A 15,873-nucleotide genomic window follows, 5' to 3' on the forward strand; every position below is an offset into this window, starting at 1 on the left:
GGAAGTCAAGATTTGGAATCGTTCTAAATTGATGCGACAAAGGAAATCGCGTCATCCAATCGGTCGTCACCCCAGAACAATTCATCTTTGGCGATAAAGCTTGGTGCGCCGAAGATGTGCAGAGCCTTGGCGCGAGCGACCTGTTCGAACAGCGCGGATTTGATCTGGGGGCTACCAATCTGTTCCATCACATCTTGCGAAACGCCTGAACTGGCAAGGCATTCCGCCAGAACCCTGAGGTCCGAGATGTCTTGTCCCGCTCCGAATTGTGCAGAATAGACAGCGCGTACAAATGCACCACGTTGATTAGTTGATCCGATTGCCAATGCCAGACGCGCCGCTTGCAGGCTGTTTTGCGGAAAATTTTTGGGCTGCTGAAATGGTAGATCGCGCGCTGCACAAAGCCGTTCCATATCCCGCCACATGTACCGGCCCTTTGCGGGATACAGATTGAACGGCGAGTTGTTCCATCCCTGTTCAGCAAAGATCGGGCCCAGAAGAAATGGGTGCCATTCCACGGCGACTCTCTTTTCTGCGGCCGCCTGTTGGATGCGCATAGCGCTGAGATAGGAATAGGTCGACGCGAAATCGAACCAAAATTGCAATGTTGCTGGCATAATGTGCCTCAGGTGATGGCTTCCAGCTTTTCCTTGCTTAAGTCGCCGGGCACAATAGTGACCGGAATAGGCAGACTGCCAGAGTTCCGGGTTAGCTGGGTTACCAATGGTCCGGGGCCCTTCTTGTCAGTGCCAGCGCCCAGCACCAACACGCCAATTTCAGAGTCGGACTGGACGTGTTCGATGATTTGAGGAACCGGGTCGCCTTCGCGAATGGCCAATTCGGGCTCGACACCCTGCTTGTCACGCATCCACTTGGCGAACACTTCGAAATGCGCGTGAATACGCTCGCGCGCCTCTTCGCGCATCACCTCGGCAACACCGATCCAATGGTTGAACTCATCCGGCGGAATTACCGAAAGAACCGTAACCCCGCCGCCCGTATGAGCCGCGCGCATTGCGGCAAAGCGCATGGCGTTCAGGCATTCACGGCTGTCGTCAAGAACGACTAGGAACTTGCGCATGTTTGTCCTCGTTTGTTTTCGGGATCATGCCCCACAGGATGCGCAGAGGCAACTGAAACGGGCAGGGTGTCGATCAGCGATTGCTTGCAGCCCAATCCCAGTACATCTCGCGTGCGCGACGAGCAATTGGACCCACCTGATACTGGGTGTCATCCAGCGCGGTGATGGGGGTCACTTTGCTCATGTTACCGGTCATGAACACTTCGTCAGCATCGTGAAAGTCCTCAAAGCTCAGCACAGATTCATGCACTTTCACCCCATCGGCGCGCAGATTCTTGATGTGTCGCGCCCGGGTGATGCCGGCAAGGAACGTTCCATTGGGAATCGGGGTGAAAACTTCTCCATCGCGAACCATGAAAATATTGGCGGTCGCGGTTTCCGCCACGTGCCCCATGGCATCGGCAACCAACGCGTTTGAGAAACCTTTGCTACGCGCCTCCTGCAACATCCGGGCGTTGTTCGGATAGAGGCAGCCCGCTTTAGCGTTAACCACGGCAGATTCCAGAACGGGGCGACGGAAGCGGGTTGTCGTCAGCGTGGCCGAGGCGGATTCGGGCGCCATCGGGATTTCTTCCAGGCAAATGGCGAAGCCAGTGCTGTCTTCCTGGGGGATGATTGCGGTTGGGTCTCCGTCGATGCCCCAATACATAGGACGAATGTAAACTGCAGTATCTGTTGGATAACTTTGTAGCCCCTCCTGAACCAGTTCAACCATCTGTTCCGTAGTCACCGAAGGCGTTAGCATCAGAGCTTCGGCCGAGCGATTGACCCGAGCGCAATGGGCATCCAGATCCGGGGTCATTCCATCAAAGAAGCGGGCGCCGTCAAATACAGACGAGCCAAGCCATGCGCCATGGTCGGCTGCGCGCATGATCGGGGCGTCCCCATCATGCCATTGACCTTCGAAATAGGTGCGGATGTTTTTGCCGACTGCCATTGCGCCCTCCCTCAAGCTTCGGGAAACCTAGGTTGGGGCCGAGGCAAGGTCCAGCAGATTATCCGCGTTACAGAGGCAGCGACTCACGTTTGACCATGGTGCGCAAGGCAAAGTTTGAACGCAGATTTCTGATGCCTTGTATTTTCATCAGTCGGTTTTCTAAGAAGGCGTCAAATGCGTTGAGGTCTTTGGCCACGACGCGCAGCAAGATGTCACGCGAGCCTGTCATGAGATAGCACTCCATCACCTCATCACACCGCCGAATTGCCTTTTCAAAGGAATCGATGGCGCTGCGATCCTGTTTCTCCAACTCGACAGAGACAAAAATCGTAACGCCGAAGCCAAGCTGCTCGGGGTCTACCTGAGCGGCGTACCCGGTGATGATCCCATCTCGTTGCAATCGATCCAAGCGCCGCGCGCAAGGTGTCGGGGACAGCCCGACATGGTCTGCCAGATCGATAACAGTCATGCGGCCATCATTCTGGAGGGCACGGATTATCTTGGAGTCGATGTCATCCATAGTGAAAAACTCCATCATTTTCGAGTTGGTTGAAGAATACCCCTAAAATACTTCTACTGGTAGCGATAAATAGGTGAATTTCACTCGTCGACAGATGGCAAACTCCATTGGGTAGCCCGGAGGAGAAGAATGGACATCACCATCATTGACGCGCCAGATTACGAGCGCGTGGTCGAATTCAAGGACAGCGCACTTGGTCTATTGGGCTATATTGCAGTTCACTCGACGCAACGCGGTCCTGCGGCTGGCGGTGTGCGGATGCGCCCCTATGGACTTGCCGCAGAGGCATTGAATGATGCCTTGCAATTGGCGCGGGGTATGACCTTCAAGAACGCTGCAGCTGATCTTCCTCTGGGGGGTGGCAAGGCCGTTATTATTGGTGACCCGCACGTCGATAAATCACCCGATCTTCTGCGTGCCTTCGGTCAAGTCGTGCAAAGCCTGAGCGGCCAGTACTGGACCGCAGAAGACATGGGTATGACGCCCGCTGACATGGCCCATATCGGGTCTCGGACTGACTTTGTGGCAGGGCTGGCAGACGGGCAATTTGCGAGCGGTGATCCATCCCCCATCACGGCACGCGGAATATTCAATGCGATCAGGGTGGCTGCGCAGCACCGTTTTGGGCGAACTGATCTGGATGGCCTTACCGTATCGGTTCAGGGGCTTGGTCATGTAGGCGCGCATTTGTGTCAGTTGCTTCATGATGCAGGCGCACGGCTGATCGTCACAGATATCGATGCCCGCCAATCGGCACGTGTTGCTGAACAGTGTGCGGCTCAGGCTGTGGCCCCCGATATGATTTATGGTGTTGAGGCCGACATATTTGCCCCCTGCGCCATCGGGGGTATCCTTAACGAAACAAGCATTCCGTTGTTGCAGGTCGGCACCGTGGCTGGGGGCGCAAACAACCAGTTGGCCGGTGCTGGCGATGCGCGGTTGCTTCACCAGCGCGGCATTCTTTACGCACCCGACTTTGTCGCTAACGGGGGTGGCATCATAAATGTGGCAACAGAAATCCTGCGCGTAGAAGAGCGTGAAGCTTGGGTCGCTGATAGATTAAAGGCGCTTGAGCAGACGATGGATCGCATCCTGACGAGGGCCAAGATCGAAGCGGTTAGCCCGCATGAGGTCGCTGAATCCATTGTGCATGAAATGCTGCGCCCCAAGGCCGCATAATGGGCTGCCAAACAAAAAACGCCGCCCGGACTGGGCGGCGTTTCTAGATCGGGTTCTGATCATTAGGACTTGCCTGCACCGACCATGCCCACAATCTCGTAGGTTTTTTGCAAGATCGGGGAGGCAAGCGCACGCGCCCGTTCAGCGCCGCGGGCAAGTATCTGGTCGATCTCAGCCTCTTCGCCCATCAGACGCGCCATCTCGGACGAGATGGGTGACAGCTTCTCAACCGCTAATTCAGCCAGCATCGGCTTGAACTCACCGAATTGTTTGCCACCGACCTCTGCCAAAACCTGCTCGGCAGTCTGATCGCTAAGAGCAGCGTAGATGTTCACCAGATTTCGTGCCTCGGGCCGCTCTTCAAGCCCCTTCACTTCCGAGGGCAGTGCATCCGGGTCAGTCTTGGCCTTGCGGATTTTCTTGGCGATGGCGTCGGCATCGTCAGTCATATTGATCCGCGTCATATCGGACGGGTCAGAGGATGACATCTTACGCGACCCGTCCCGCAGGTTCATCACGCGCGGCGCTGGGCCACCGATGACCGGTTCGGTCACGGGGAAGAAATCGACGCCATAGTCATGGTTGAACTTGATTGCGATGTCGCGCGTCAGTTCCAGATGCTGCTTCTGGTCTTCACCGACCGGCACATGGGTCGCGTGATACACCAGTATGTCCGCCGCCATCAGTGCGGGATAAGCGAAAAGACCCAACGATGCGTTTTGCGCGTTCTTGCCGGCCTTGTCCTTGAATTGCGTCATACGCTGCATCCAGCCGATCCGGGCGATGCAGTTGAAGATCCAGGCCAACTGCGTGTGCTCGGGCACCTGGCTCTGATTGAACAGGATGGATTTTTCAGGGTCGAGACCGGCGGCAATGAACCCAGCGCACACTTCACGTGTCTTTTCACGCAGGCGATCGGGGTCTTGCCAGACAGTGATCGCGTGGAGGTCGACCATGCAATAGACGGTCTCGAAATCCGGCCCCTGCATATCCACGAAACGTTTGAGTGCACCCAGGTAGTTACCCAAGTGCAGGTTTCCTGAAGGCTGGATGCCGGAAAACACGCGGGGCGTGAATTGGGTCTCGGTCATCGTAGGAAACTCCTGTCTGGAAAAATCAGCCCCCGTCGCTTACCCATGAGGCAAAGGGACGTCAACAGCCGCGAAAGGCCAGCCCAATGAGCAGTGAGCATTATACACCGCCCGTGAACCCTCTGCCGCCGGTCGTGGTGGCATTAGTTCTGTTCATCATGGGGATCGAGTTGGCTTTTATGCTTGGCGGCCGCGGGCTGGTCGGAGGTCCAACTGCGGTTGGTTGGCGGCTGGACGCGCTGCAGCAATACACGTTCTCGCCCGATATCTTCGACTGGATGGTCCAGAACGGGCGTTGGCCGTTCGAACATGTGATCCGCTTTGTCACTTACCCTTTTGTCCAGGCCAATTTCACGCAAGCTGTGTTTGTCTGCGTCTTTGTGCTGGCGATGGGTAAAATGGTTGCCGAGGTCTTTGGCAGCATCGCCATGCTGATCATCTTTGTGGTGTCTGGCGTGGGCGGAGCGCTGGCCTATGCCGTTTTGCTGAACCCGCCCTATCCTCTGGTTGGGGGGTTCCCGCCTGTCTACGGGTTGATCGGTGCGTTCACATGGTTGTTGTGGCGTAAGCTTTCACTGGTCGGCGAAAACCAATCCCGCGCCTTCAGCCTGATCGCGGTGCTAATGGGGATTCAGTTGCTCTTCGGTTTGATCTTCGGTGGAACCTCGGATTGGGTTGCCGATCTGGGTGGATTTGCCACCGGGTTCGGCTTGTCTTTCTTTCTCGCTCCGGGCGGTTGGGCGCGCATTCTCAGCAAAACAAGGCGTGATTAGTGCAAATTCAGCCTCGTTTTAGTACATTTCGGAATTCCGAAAGCCTAAACGCGCCGAAGACGTGGCCCAACAAGAAATAGGCAATTGCTGCGGTAACGATGAGCATCAATAGCGCCAGGTAGCGCCAGCCGGGTATGCCAAACGCCCATCCAAACAAGTGGATCGCAGCAAACAACACGACGCCCATGCCCGCCGAGGCGGCCACGATCCGCCAGATTCTCTGTTTGAATCGATCGTCAAATCGTGCCTCGTCCCCCATCCTCCGTGCGCCGATTGCCAGCAAAGCTACCATCGCCCAACCAGCGGTCGAGGCCGCGATCGCGGGCGCAATCCAACCGGCGACGGGATACAGGCCAAAGGCAAGCCCGGCATTCACCGCCATCGCAAATACGGCGTATCTAAACGGTGATTTTGTATCCTCGCGGGCGAAAAACAGCGGCTGTAATAGTTTTTGCAACATGAACGCAGGCAACCCGATGCCATAGATTGCGACGGCAAGAGCGGTCGCTGCCGTATCCTCGGCGCTGAACTGGCCGCGTTGGAACAGAACCGAGACCAATGGGCCAGGAATGATGAGAAAGGCAACCGTTGAGGGTAGGGTCAAAAGCAAAGTGAACTCACCGGCCCGAGAAAACGCGTTGCGGGCGCCGTCTTTGTCCTCTGCGCGCAAACGGCGCGATAGGTCAGGCAATAATACGATGCCAACTGCGATTCCGACCACTCCCAATGGCAGCTGATACAAACGATCCGCTGCAAATAACCAACTGATTGCTTTTTCGGTTTTGGAAGCTACAAGCTGCCCCACTACCAAATTGACCTGCGTCACCCCCATGGCCAGCGCCGCTGGCACAGCGATCCGCACCATACGCCGCATTTCTGGGCTAAGCGTCGGCCAACCCGGCCGTATACGAATTCCGGCGCTTTCAGTGGCAACCCAGACTAATGCCAGTTGTGCGACACCAGCGACCGGGATGACTGCGATCAGCCAGCGGATCACGTCCCCTCCCGACATGGCTCCAAAGATCAATGCAAAACAGGCAAATATGTTCAGCAACACTGGTGCCGCAGCGGCAGCCGCAAATCGACCAGTCGCGTTTAAAACACCGGAAAACAACGCGGCAAGAGACATGAATAGGATGTAGGGGAACACGACGTATCCATAGTCCACTGCCAGATCAAAGCGCTCGTCTCCGTAAAAACCTTCAGCGGTAATCCAGACCAAGCCGGGCATAAAAACCATCGCCAACCCGACCAAGGCCAGCACAGCCACCGCCAACAGATTGAATGCGTCCTGCGCAAAGCCCTCTGCGTTCTCATCGCCCTCCAGGCGTTTCGAGAACATCGGCACAAAGGCTGCATTAAATGCACCTTCAGCAAAGAAGCGGCGGAACATGTTGGGCAGGCGAAACGCCGCGACAAAGGCATCCATAACCGGGCCCGGGCCGATAAAGGCGGTCAGCAGAATTTCCCTCAGAAAACCCAGAATACGGCTGGCGAGGGTCCAGAAGCCAACGGTGAAAAAGCCCGAGATCAGGCGGATCGGCTTCATGAGGCGGCCCGCTCCGCACCTTCGACGATGGCTTTACGAAGCTTGGCTTCCAAGCCACGCTGCTTGGCCTCAGAATGGTATTTCAGACCAAACATATCCTTGACATAGAACGTATCAACCACCTGTTCGCCATAGGTCGCGATCACCGCATTCGCGATGTAAACATTGGCTGCCGCCAATGTTCGGGCCAGATCATAAAGCAGGCCGGGCCGATCACGCGTGTCGACCTCGATGATCGTGTAGATTTCCGAGCCTTCATTATCGAAGGTGACGTGTGTTGGGACGTTAAAGGCGCGCTCACGTTTTTTGATCTTGTCGCGTGACTTTAGGGCGTCCCTGGCCACCACTTCACCCTTCAGCGTCTTGTGGATCATCTGGGTCAGACGCGGAAGGCGAGAGGCTTCGAAAGGATGGCCTTCGGCGTCCTGTATCCAGAATGCGTCGGTCACATAACCGTCTTTTGTCGTATAGCTGCGTGCATCTACAACGTTGGCCCCAACCAGAGCCAGCGCCCCGGCAATCCGAGAAAAGATACCCGGGTGGTCGCCCATGGCAAAGCAAGCGCGGGTCGCGTCGCGATCTTCATCCGGATGCAAGCGGATCTCGACCGCCCCTGGATCACCGCTGTCTTCGAGAGATTTCAGCATCTCCGCAAACTCGACATGGGTCGCAAGGTTCAACCCTTGCCAATATGGATCGTAGTGTCGCCCGGTTTCAGTCTTCAGATCGGCTTTGGACCAGCTGTCCAGCTCGGCACGCAACTGCTTTTTCGCCTCTGCGCCACGGTTGGCACGATTGAGAACCTCCATGCCGGATTCCAGCGCGCGCTTGGTGTCTGCGTGCAAGGCGCGCAGCAATGTGGCTTTCCAGTTGTTCCAGGTATTTGGCCCGACACCGCGAATGTCACAGACCGTCAGCACCGTGAGCAAATCCAATCGCTTTACTGTTTCAACCGCTTTGGCGAAGTCGCGGATTGTGCGCGGATCAGAAATATCGCGCTTTTGTGCCATATCGGACATCAACAGATGGTATCGCACCAGCCATTCCACGGTTTCGGAATCTGCCTTGTTCAGTCCCAGACGCGGCGCCACCTTGCGAGCGATTTGAGCGCCGAGGATCGAGTGATCTTCAGGCCGCCCCTTCCCAATATCGTGTAGCAGCAAGGCAACGTATAAGACCTTGCGATTGACGCTTCGCTCAAGGATCGAGGACGCCAGCGGCAGCTCTTCGATTAGCTCTCCGCGTTCGATCTGGGCCAGATTTACGATGCACTGGATCGTGTGTTCGTCCACAGTATAGCTGTGATACATATTGAACTGCATCATCGCTACGATGTGTTCGAACTCGGGCAGGAAGGCCGACAGTACACCCAACTCGTTCATTCGGCGCAGGGCCCGTTCGGGGTTGCCGTGTTTCAGCATCAGATCAAGGAAAATGCGCCGCGCCTCTTTGTCGTTGCGCATGTCTTCGTCGATCAGGTTCAGGTTTGCCGTAACCAAACGCATGGCGTCCGGGTGGATCAACATGCCTGTGCGCAGGCCTTCCTCAAACAGCCGCAGCAGATTGACCTTGTCTGACAGGAATTTGTCGGGGTCCGCGATATCCAGACGGCCATGAACAACCCTGTACCCGGCCTTGATCCGACGTCGACGGCGAAAAATGCGTTCCAGTAACGGCGCGCCCTTCATATGGGACGCCTCCAGCTTGGTCAGGAATATGCGGGTCAACTCGCCCACACGTGTCGCCTCGCGGAAGTACCGCTGCATGAATACTTCAACAGCCCGCCGACCCGCGCGGTCTTCGTAGCCCATGCGATCCGCCACCTCGACCTGCAGATCGAAAGTCAGCTGTTCTGTCGCGCGACCGGTCACCAGATGCAGATGCGACCGGACAGCCCAAAGGAATTCTTCGGCCTGAACGAATTCACCGAACTCTTCCGGTGTGAACAAACCCATCGGGACCAGTTCGGCAACATCTTTCACGCTGTAGATATATTTTGCGATCCAGTAGAGCGATTGCAGGTCGCGCAGGCCGCCTTTGCCTTCTTTGACATTGGGCTCAACCATATAGCGCTCACCTTGTTTCAGGTGCCGCTCATCCCGTTCTTTCAGCTTGGCTTCGATAAATTCCCGCTCAGTACCCTTGAACAGCTCGCTTTTCAGATGTTCTTCAAGCTCTTTCGCAAGCGTCTGATCCCCGGCGAGATAACGCTGCTCCAGCATGGCAGTGCGAATGGTGAAATCATCTGCACCCAAGCGCAAACAGTCTTTGATCGTACGCGAAGAATGCCCGACCTTCAGTCGCAAATCCCAGAGGATGTAGAGCATGGATTCGATCACGCTCTCGGCCCAGGCGGTGATTTTGTAGGGCGTCAGAAACAGCAGGTCCACGTCGGAGGAGGGAGCCATTTCACCCCGGCCATAGCCTCCGACCGCCAATACGGCGATTTTTTCCCCACGAGTAGGATTGGCGAGCGGGTGCAAATGCTCGGTTGCGACCCGCATTGCGGTCCGCACCATCTGATCCGTCAGATAGGTATAAGAATGTGTCAGAGGGCGTGCATCGAATGGGCGCTGTGAAAATGAATCGGAAATCGCCTTGCGTCCAGCCTTTTGGGCGTCTCGCAGAATACGCACTGTTTCTGCGCGCAGCGCAGCGTTGTCCGAGCTGTTTTTAATTGCATCGGACAATCTGGCATCGACGGAAACGCTGTCAAAAATCTCGTCGGCTGAACAGATCAGGTCGTCTTTAGACGCGGTGGCCAGCGCCAGTCGCTCAGAATCCGGCGCCAGAGAAGCTTTGTGGGGCAGGGTCAATCACAACCACCTGTTTGTTCTGGATCGTGGCAACTGCCAGACCGCGTTCATTCGTACCGTTAGGTCGCAGGCGGAAGATACCACCGACACCCTGAAATCCGGCGTTTTGGGTCAGAGCCGCCCCAGTCAGGGCATCGGATTTGCCTTGGCTCACCAACGCGCCAATGGCGGCAATCCCATCGTAGGCAAGCCCGCTGATCGGGTGCGGTGCTTCACCATAGGTATTGTTGTACCGCTGGCGATATGCCTGTGCCTTTGCAGGATCAGGTAGCGCGAACCATCCGCCTTGGACACCTGGTAATTCCAACGTCTGTGCCGGGATGTCCCAGCGCGTCAGGCCGATATATTGCGTTGTTGCTGGTGAAACGCCTGCCTCTGGTAGCAATTGGCTGTAGAGGGGCAGTGCGCCCGCCGTCGTCGCAGTCAAGAAGATCGAATCCGCACCAGTAGAGTCGACTGTCGCCTTGATGGTCGGAACCGAATCGATCACTCCCTGCTGAGATCGGTCATATCCAACGGTACCCGCATTATTGACGCGGCTGTTGCTGAGCGCAGTGGCAATGGCAGACCGGCCCAACTGGCCTGCCGAGTCATTGCTATGCACTATGACAGTATTGTTCTTACCCTGCTGTCCGGCGTAGTTCACGAGCCTGTTGGCCGTGTTTTGGAATGTGGGCCCGAGCACATAAACATTGCCGCCCGCAATGCTGGTGTTGTTCGAGAAGGACAGCACGTTGACGTTGTTGCTTAGAACAGCAAGGCCCGCCGCATTGGCCGCCTGCGCATATACTGGACCAAGAATGATCTTAGCCCCATCCGCAACGGCTTGCTGTGCGACACTCGATGCTGTTCCTGCATTTCCAGCCGTGTCATATACCCGCAGGTCAATCTTGACGTTCGGCAAATCCGCGATCGCCAGACGTGCGGCATTCTCAAGGCTTCGCGCAAGGGCGGCATCACCAGATTGAGGCGATCCGCTTGGCACCAGAAGCGCAACCGGGACCGGGTCTGAGGCGTTGATCGAAGGACCTCCACCCAAGCCTCCGGCATCACAAGCAGCGAGGAATGCGGCCGTAGCCAGAGCGATGGCGGATTTCGCCAGTTTGCGTGCGGGCTTGCAAACGGTAAACATCTAAAAGAAAACTCCCTGATCCGGCGTCTGAGGGCACCTTGGTCTATTGATCCGCGATAATAAACGTCACGCTGTGAGGGTCCAGCTTTGAATTTCCAAAAGATCAGATTGGCCGCAGGGCTGTATTTTGTCGCCACTCCAATCGGGACAGCGCGCGACATTACGCTCAGGGCTTTGGATGTGCTGGCCTCGGCAGACATGATCGCTGCCGAGGATACCCGTAGTCTGCGTCGGTTGATGGAAATTCATGGCGTGCCGCTCGAGGGGCGTCGTATTTTGGCCTATCACGATCACAGCGGAGCTGGCGCACGTGGCAAGATCCTTGAGGCGCTCGCGCAGGGGCAATCGGTTGCCTATGCATCCGAGGCCGGAATGCCCCTGATTGCCGATCCCGGCTATGATCTGGGGCGTCAAGCAGCCGAGGCCGGGCATAACGTGACCTGTGCACCGGGCCCGTCTGCCGTATTGACCGCACTGACATTGGCCGGTCTACCGACCGACGCCTTCTTCTTTGCCGGTTTCCTGCCCAATGCTTCTGGCGCGCGGCGTTCGCGAATCGAGGCGCTGCGTAGTGTCCCCGGAACGCTGGTTTTCTACGAATCGCCGAAGCGTGTGGCGGGTTGTCTCGCGGATCTGGCCGCAGTGCTGGGTGGTGAGCGCCAGGCGGCGCTCTGCCGAGAACTGACGAAGAAGTTTGAAGAAACCCGAAGAGGGACGTTGGCGGATCTTGCCTCCGAGTATCAGGATGCATCCGTCAAGGGCGAAGTTGTCTTGCTTGTAGATCGCGCCCATTCGCAATCTGTTAAGGAAACCGACGTAGAAGAGGCCTTGATAAGAGCCTTGGAAACGCATTCGGTACGGGATGCAGCAGATCTGGTATCAGAGATGTTCAGCCTGCCGCGCCGTCCGATTTATCAGAAGGCCCTGAAACTGGGAAAAGGATGAAATCATGCGGCGATCTGTTCGGGGTTCGGTTTCATATCACGCCGGACGTTCGGCAGAGTTTAGCGTTGCCACTGAATACCAGCGCCGAGGGTATTCAATCGCACAGCGCAGATGGCGCGGCGCAGGTGGCGAGATTGATTTGATTGCGCGCAATGCGGATGGGTTGGTCTTCGTTGAGGTCAAGAAAAGCCGCAGTTTTGAAATCGCCGCCGCTCGCATCAACCGTCGACAGATGGATCGAATTTGTGCATCTGCTGCGCAGTATCTTGAACAGGAACCCGGCGGGCAGTTGACAAACACGCGCTTTGACGTCGCTTTGGTGGATGATACCGGAACTGTTCAAATCATCGAAAACGCCTTCGGTATGAACTGATCACCATTGAACCCGTCGAGTCTCTGCGCCATGTATCAGGCGTGGAATTGAGGGATAGACCATGAAAATCGCCTTTCAGATGGACCCGATCGGGGCCGTGGATATCAATGCCGACAGCTCGTTTCGTTTGGCAGAAGAGGCTCAGGCCCGCGGCCATCAGCTTTTTTTCTATGGCCCGGATCAATTGGCGTATCAGGAGGGCAAAGTTACTGCGCGCGGGCACGACATGACAGTGCAAAGGGTCGCTGGCGACCCGGCTGTTCTGGGGCCAGAACGCGAAGTGGATCTAGCTGATTTCGATGTGGTCTGGTTGCGGCAAGACCCTCCGTTCGACATGCACTACATCACTTCGACCCATTTGCTGGACCGTCTCCGGGGGCAGACCTTGGTGGTGAATGACCCGTTTTGGGTGCGAAACTATCCGGAAAAGCTGCTGGTTTTGGATTTTCCTGAACTGACGCCGCCCACCACAATTGCGCGGGATCTGCACACCATCAAAGCGTTCAAAGAGAAACACGGCGATATCATCCTCAAGCCGCTCTATGGCAATGGGGGCGCTGGTGTGTTCCGCCTTGATGTGAATGATCGCAACCTGACATCGCTGCATGAGTTGTTCACGGGTTTCTCGCGTGAGCCGTTGATTGCACAGAAGTTTTTGCCGGATGTAAGAAACGGCGACAAACGTGTCATCCTCGTGGATGGCGAGCCGGTGGGGGCCATCAACCGCGTTCCAGCCGAGGGTGAAACCCGCTCGAACATGCATGTGGGTGGGCGCCCTGAGAAAATTGGCCTGACTGATCGCGATATGGAAATCTGCGCTGCAATTGGGCCGTTGTTGAAAGAACGTGGACAGATCTTTGTCGGAATCGATGTGATTGGCGACTACCTGACCGAGATCAATGTCACGTCACCCACCGGCATTCAGGAGCTTGAGCGGTTCAACGGTTTGAATATCGCCGAAAAAATCTGGCAGGCGATTGAGGCCAAGTTTTAAGCCCCTGCCTTTGCGCTGATGCGAAAGCTCAGCGCCTCGGCGACATGGGGGCGGCGCACGTCCGGCTCTCCATCGAGATCGGCGATGGTGCGGGCGACCCGCAGGATACGGTGGAAGGCGCGGGCCGAAAGGCCGAAACGCTCGGCAGCTTTTAGAAGCAACTCCTTGCCTTCGGAATCTGGCGCGGCGATTTCTTCCAATAGGTTGCCTTGAACATCCGCGTTTTGACGGGTCTCGGGGGTGTCGCGAAACCGGTCAGCTTGAACAGCGCGCGCGGCTTCAACGCGCGCAGCCACAGCGGCTGAACTATCGCCCGAAGGTGGCAAATCGAGATCGGTAAAACCTACAGGGGGTACTTCGATACGCAGGTCGAACCGGTCCATTAGTGGCCCTGAGATGCGGCCCAGATAATCCTCGCCACAAACCGGTGCGCGCGAGCAGGCACGGGACGGATCAGTCAGGTATCCACATTTGCAGGGGTTGGCAGCGGCCACCAGCATGAACCTGCATGGGTATTTCACATGGGCGTTGGCGCGGGCGACCATGACTTCGCCGGTCTCAATCGGTTGTCGCAAGGTTTCCAGAACGGTGCGCGGGAATTCGGGAAACTCGTCCATGAAAAGAACGCCGTTATGCGCCAATGAGATTTCACCGGGTTTTGCACCTTTCCCCCCACCGACGATAGCCGCCATTGAGGCGGTGTGATGCGGCTCTCGAAACGGTCTGGCACGGCTGATGCCGCCTTCGTCCAACAACCCACAAAGCGATTGGATCATCGAAGTTTCCAGCGCTTCGACCGGCGTCAGCGGTGGCAAAATTCCTGGCAAGCGCGCCGCCAGCATGGATTTGCCCGAACCCGGCGTCCCGATCATGATCAGGTGATGCCGCCCCGCGGCGGCGATTTCCAAGGCCCGTTTAGCGCGTTCCTGCCCTTTTACGTCTCGCAAATCACTCGCGCTGGGCGAAAGACTGACCTCGCCCGGCGTCGCGGCGGGCAACGCGGATTGGCCGGTGAAGTGCCGCACCACATCTCCTAATGAGCCAGCACCGATCACTTGCGTGGCATCTACCCAAGCGGCTTCCGAGCTAGAGGCGCTGGGGCAAAGCAAGCTACGATCTTCAGCGGCAGCCGTCATGGCGGCGGGCAACGCTCCGACAACCGGAACAAGCGAGCCGTCCAACGACAATTCGCCCAAAGCAACAGCGCCCTCGGCGGCGTCCGCAGGAATGATCTCTAGCGCAGTAAGCAACGCAACTGCGATAGGCAGGTCGAAATGGCTACCTTCTTTGGGCAAATCGGCGGGCGACAGGTTGATGGTGATCCGTTTCGAGGGCAGTGCGATGGACATCGCGCTCAGTGCGCTGCGCACCCGATCCCGCGCCTCAGAAACTGCCTTGTCCGGTAAGCCAACGATGGAAAACGCTGGAAGACCCGGTGAAACGGCGCATTGCACTTCGACCGGGCGGGCATCGACCCCTTGAAAAGCGACGGTGTGGGCGCGGGCGACCATGGCAATCCTGTTTTTTGGTTAACAGGACGTTGCTGCCACGTCTGCGGTTTAGGAATCGTTAACGCCGCCGATCATCGCCGTAAAATTCGGCCAAGCCCCAGGGTCGGCAACAGTTTTGTCCCGGCAAAACGGGTTGCAAAAGCCCCAAACCTTACCTTCGAGTTCTAAGTAATCCCTCACCGGTTTTCCGGAGTAGGGACAGGCGGAGTTAATGGATGGGCCGGTACTGACGGTTGCCGCTTTCGAGTTCTCGCCAATCGGCCAGTTATGGGCGGTAAGGTTTTGTGGATAGGGAAAGGGATCATACTCGACGGTCATGCCCATGGCGCGCCATTGCCGAACGGAAATGTCTGAAAGCAGGTCCATGCAGTAGGTGCGATTGGCCTCAGACACGGGTAAATCGTAGCCGATAATTCGTGCTGCAACCGGAGTATAGAAGACATCAGCCAACGAGTATGCGCCAAACAGAGGGCCCGACTCGGCGCTCGAAATACTCCGAGCATGGGCCCAGAGGGTTTCGATCCGCTGCAGATCCGCCAGCGTATCTTTAGAAGGGGTGAAGCCTTCCCAGCGATATTTCAACTGCATGGGGCATTGCCCCCGCAGTGCTGTGAATCCGGCGACCATTTCAGTACAAAGCCACCGGGCCGTTGCACGAGCTGTCGGCTTTGTTGGCCAAAGTCCGGCGTCAGGGTGATGTTCGGCCAAAGTCTCTGCCATGGCGAGGCTTTCACCGACCACAGTTCCATCGGGTAGCCGCAATGCTGGTACCAGACGTGCTGGTGCCAGTGGCTTCATATCCGCTGCCATCGTCCCGGAGTAGAGGCCAATCATGTGGGTGCGGTAGGGCAGGCCGAATTTTTCGAGCATCAGCCATCCGCGCAAGGACCAGCTTGAAAACAACCGGTCGCCGATAAAGAGGTCATGGGTCATGCGCCAACGATGCAGGGTCGATGCGCGTTCGTAAATCAG

Annotated in this window: 15 protein-coding genes; 5 read left to right on the forward strand and 10 right to left on the reverse strand. The window is 56.8% G+C overall.

The genetic code is table 11. The annotated features are described in order from the left end of the window. Window positions 1-23: 23 nt before the first annotated feature. The 4 genes from AC2FI7_RS12625 to AC2FI7_RS12640 all read right to left on the reverse strand — a co-directional run bounded on the left by AC2FI7_RS12625 (window position 24) and on the right by AC2FI7_RS12640 (window position 2,538). The gene (locus AC2FI7_RS12625; RefSeq protein ID WP_010442860.1) at window positions 24-617 is read right to left on the reverse strand and encodes a 2-hydroxychromene-2-carboxylate isomerase; all 594 of its coding nucleotides are present in this window, start codon (window positions 615-617) and stop codon (window positions 24-26) included. Window positions 618-625: 8 nt separating this feature from the next. Next, the gene (locus AC2FI7_RS12630; protein ID WP_010442861.1) at window positions 626-1,081 is read right to left on the reverse strand and encodes a universal stress protein; all 456 of its coding nucleotides are present in this window, start codon (window positions 1,079-1,081) and stop codon (window positions 626-628) included. 73 nt (window positions 1,082-1,154) lie between these two features. Further along, entirely contained in the window at window positions 1,155-2,018 is an 864-nt protein-coding gene (locus tag AC2FI7_RS12635) for a branched-chain amino acid aminotransferase (protein WP_010442862.1), read from the reverse strand. A 67-nt stretch (window positions 2,019-2,085) separates the two neighbouring features. Continuing rightward, a complete protein-coding gene (locus AC2FI7_RS12640) occupies window positions 2,086-2,538 on the reverse strand; it encodes an Lrp/AsnC family transcriptional regulator (protein WP_010442863.1) in 453 nt (150 codons plus the stop codon). Between the two features lie 129 nt (window positions 2,539-2,667). Between AC2FI7_RS12640 and AC2FI7_RS12645 the strand changes: the two genes are divergently transcribed. Next, window positions 2,668-3,717 (forward strand): Glu/Leu/Phe/Val family dehydrogenase, encoded by a 1,050-nt coding sequence (locus AC2FI7_RS12645; protein ID WP_496816101.1) that lies wholly within the window; start codon window positions 2,668-2,670, stop codon window positions 3,715-3,717. Between the two features lie 62 nt (window positions 3,718-3,779). Here the strand turns inward: AC2FI7_RS12645 and trpS are convergent, their stop codons facing one another. Then, window positions 3,780-4,808, reverse strand: a complete 1,029-nt coding sequence (trpS, locus tag AC2FI7_RS12650) for a tryptophan--tRNA ligase (RefSeq protein WP_010442865.1) — start codon at window positions 4,806-4,808, stop codon at window positions 3,780-3,782. A gap of 86 nt (window positions 4,809-4,894) precedes the next feature. Between trpS and AC2FI7_RS12655 the strand changes: the two genes are divergently transcribed. Beyond that, a complete protein-coding gene (locus tag AC2FI7_RS12655; protein ID WP_010442866.1) occupies window positions 4,895-5,581 on the forward strand; it encodes a rhomboid family intramembrane serine protease in 687 nt (228 codons plus the stop codon). Between the two features lie 7 nt (window positions 5,582-5,588). Here AC2FI7_RS12655 and murJ read toward each other — a convergent pair whose 3' ends face one another. From murJ to AC2FI7_RS12670, 3 genes are read right to left on the reverse strand one after another with little or no spacing between them, the layout of a single operon-like run. Continuing rightward, window positions 5,589-7,130, reverse strand: a complete 1,542-nt coding sequence (murJ, locus tag AC2FI7_RS12660; RefSeq protein WP_010442867.1) for a murein biosynthesis integral membrane protein MurJ — start codon at window positions 7,128-7,130, stop codon at window positions 5,589-5,591. Next, window positions 7,127-9,946: a [protein-PII] uridylyltransferase gene (locus AC2FI7_RS12665; protein ID WP_010442868.1), complete on the reverse strand. Its 2,820-nt coding sequence runs from the start codon at window positions 9,944-9,946 to the stop codon at window positions 7,127-7,129. Before AC2FI7_RS12665 ends, murJ begins: the two co-directional genes overlap by 4 nt. After that, window positions 9,906-11,078, reverse strand: coding sequence for a penicillin-binding protein activator (locus tag AC2FI7_RS12670; protein ID WP_010442869.1), 1,173 nt, complete (start codon window positions 11,076-11,078; stop codon window positions 9,906-9,908). Before AC2FI7_RS12670 ends, AC2FI7_RS12665 begins: the two co-directional genes overlap by 41 nt. An 87-nt stretch (window positions 11,079-11,165) precedes the next feature. Here AC2FI7_RS12670 and rsmI point away from each other — a divergent pair, with 87 nt between their 5' ends. From rsmI to gshB, 3 genes are all read left to right on the forward strand, one after another. Beyond that, on the forward strand, window positions 11,166-12,023 hold the full coding sequence (rsmI, locus tag AC2FI7_RS12675) for a 16S rRNA (cytidine(1402)-2'-O)-methyltransferase (protein ID WP_010442870.1): 858 nt from the start codon (window positions 11,166-11,168) through the stop codon (window positions 12,021-12,023). A gap of 4 nt (window positions 12,024-12,027) precedes the next feature. Continuing rightward, window positions 12,028-12,396, forward strand: a complete 369-nt coding sequence (locus AC2FI7_RS12680) for a YraN family protein (protein WP_496816103.1) — start codon at window positions 12,028-12,030, stop codon at window positions 12,394-12,396. A gap of 61 nt (window positions 12,397-12,457) precedes the next feature. After that, window positions 12,458-13,390, forward strand: coding sequence for a glutathione synthase (gene gshB, locus AC2FI7_RS12685; protein WP_170474351.1), 933 nt, complete (start codon window positions 12,458-12,460; stop codon window positions 13,388-13,390). Here gshB and AC2FI7_RS12690 read toward each other — a convergent pair. Both AC2FI7_RS12690 and AC2FI7_RS12695 read right to left on the reverse strand, forming a co-directional pair. Continuing rightward, window positions 13,387-14,901, reverse strand: a complete 1,515-nt coding sequence (locus tag AC2FI7_RS12690; protein WP_010442873.1) for a YifB family Mg chelatase-like AAA ATPase — start codon at window positions 14,899-14,901, stop codon at window positions 13,387-13,389. The two genes, gshB and AC2FI7_RS12690, sit on opposite strands and share 4 nt — an antisense overlap. A gap of 48 nt (window positions 14,902-14,949) precedes the next feature. Further along, window positions 14,950-15,834 carry a glutathione S-transferase gene (locus tag AC2FI7_RS12695; protein ID WP_010442874.1) on the reverse strand — a complete coding sequence of 295 codons (885 nt, stop codon included), beginning with the start codon at window positions 15,832-15,834 and terminating at the stop codon, window positions 14,950-14,952. Between the last annotated feature and the right edge of the window lie 39 nt (window positions 15,835-15,873).

It is taken from the genome of Ruegeria sp. YTSA064, assembly GCF_059610325.1.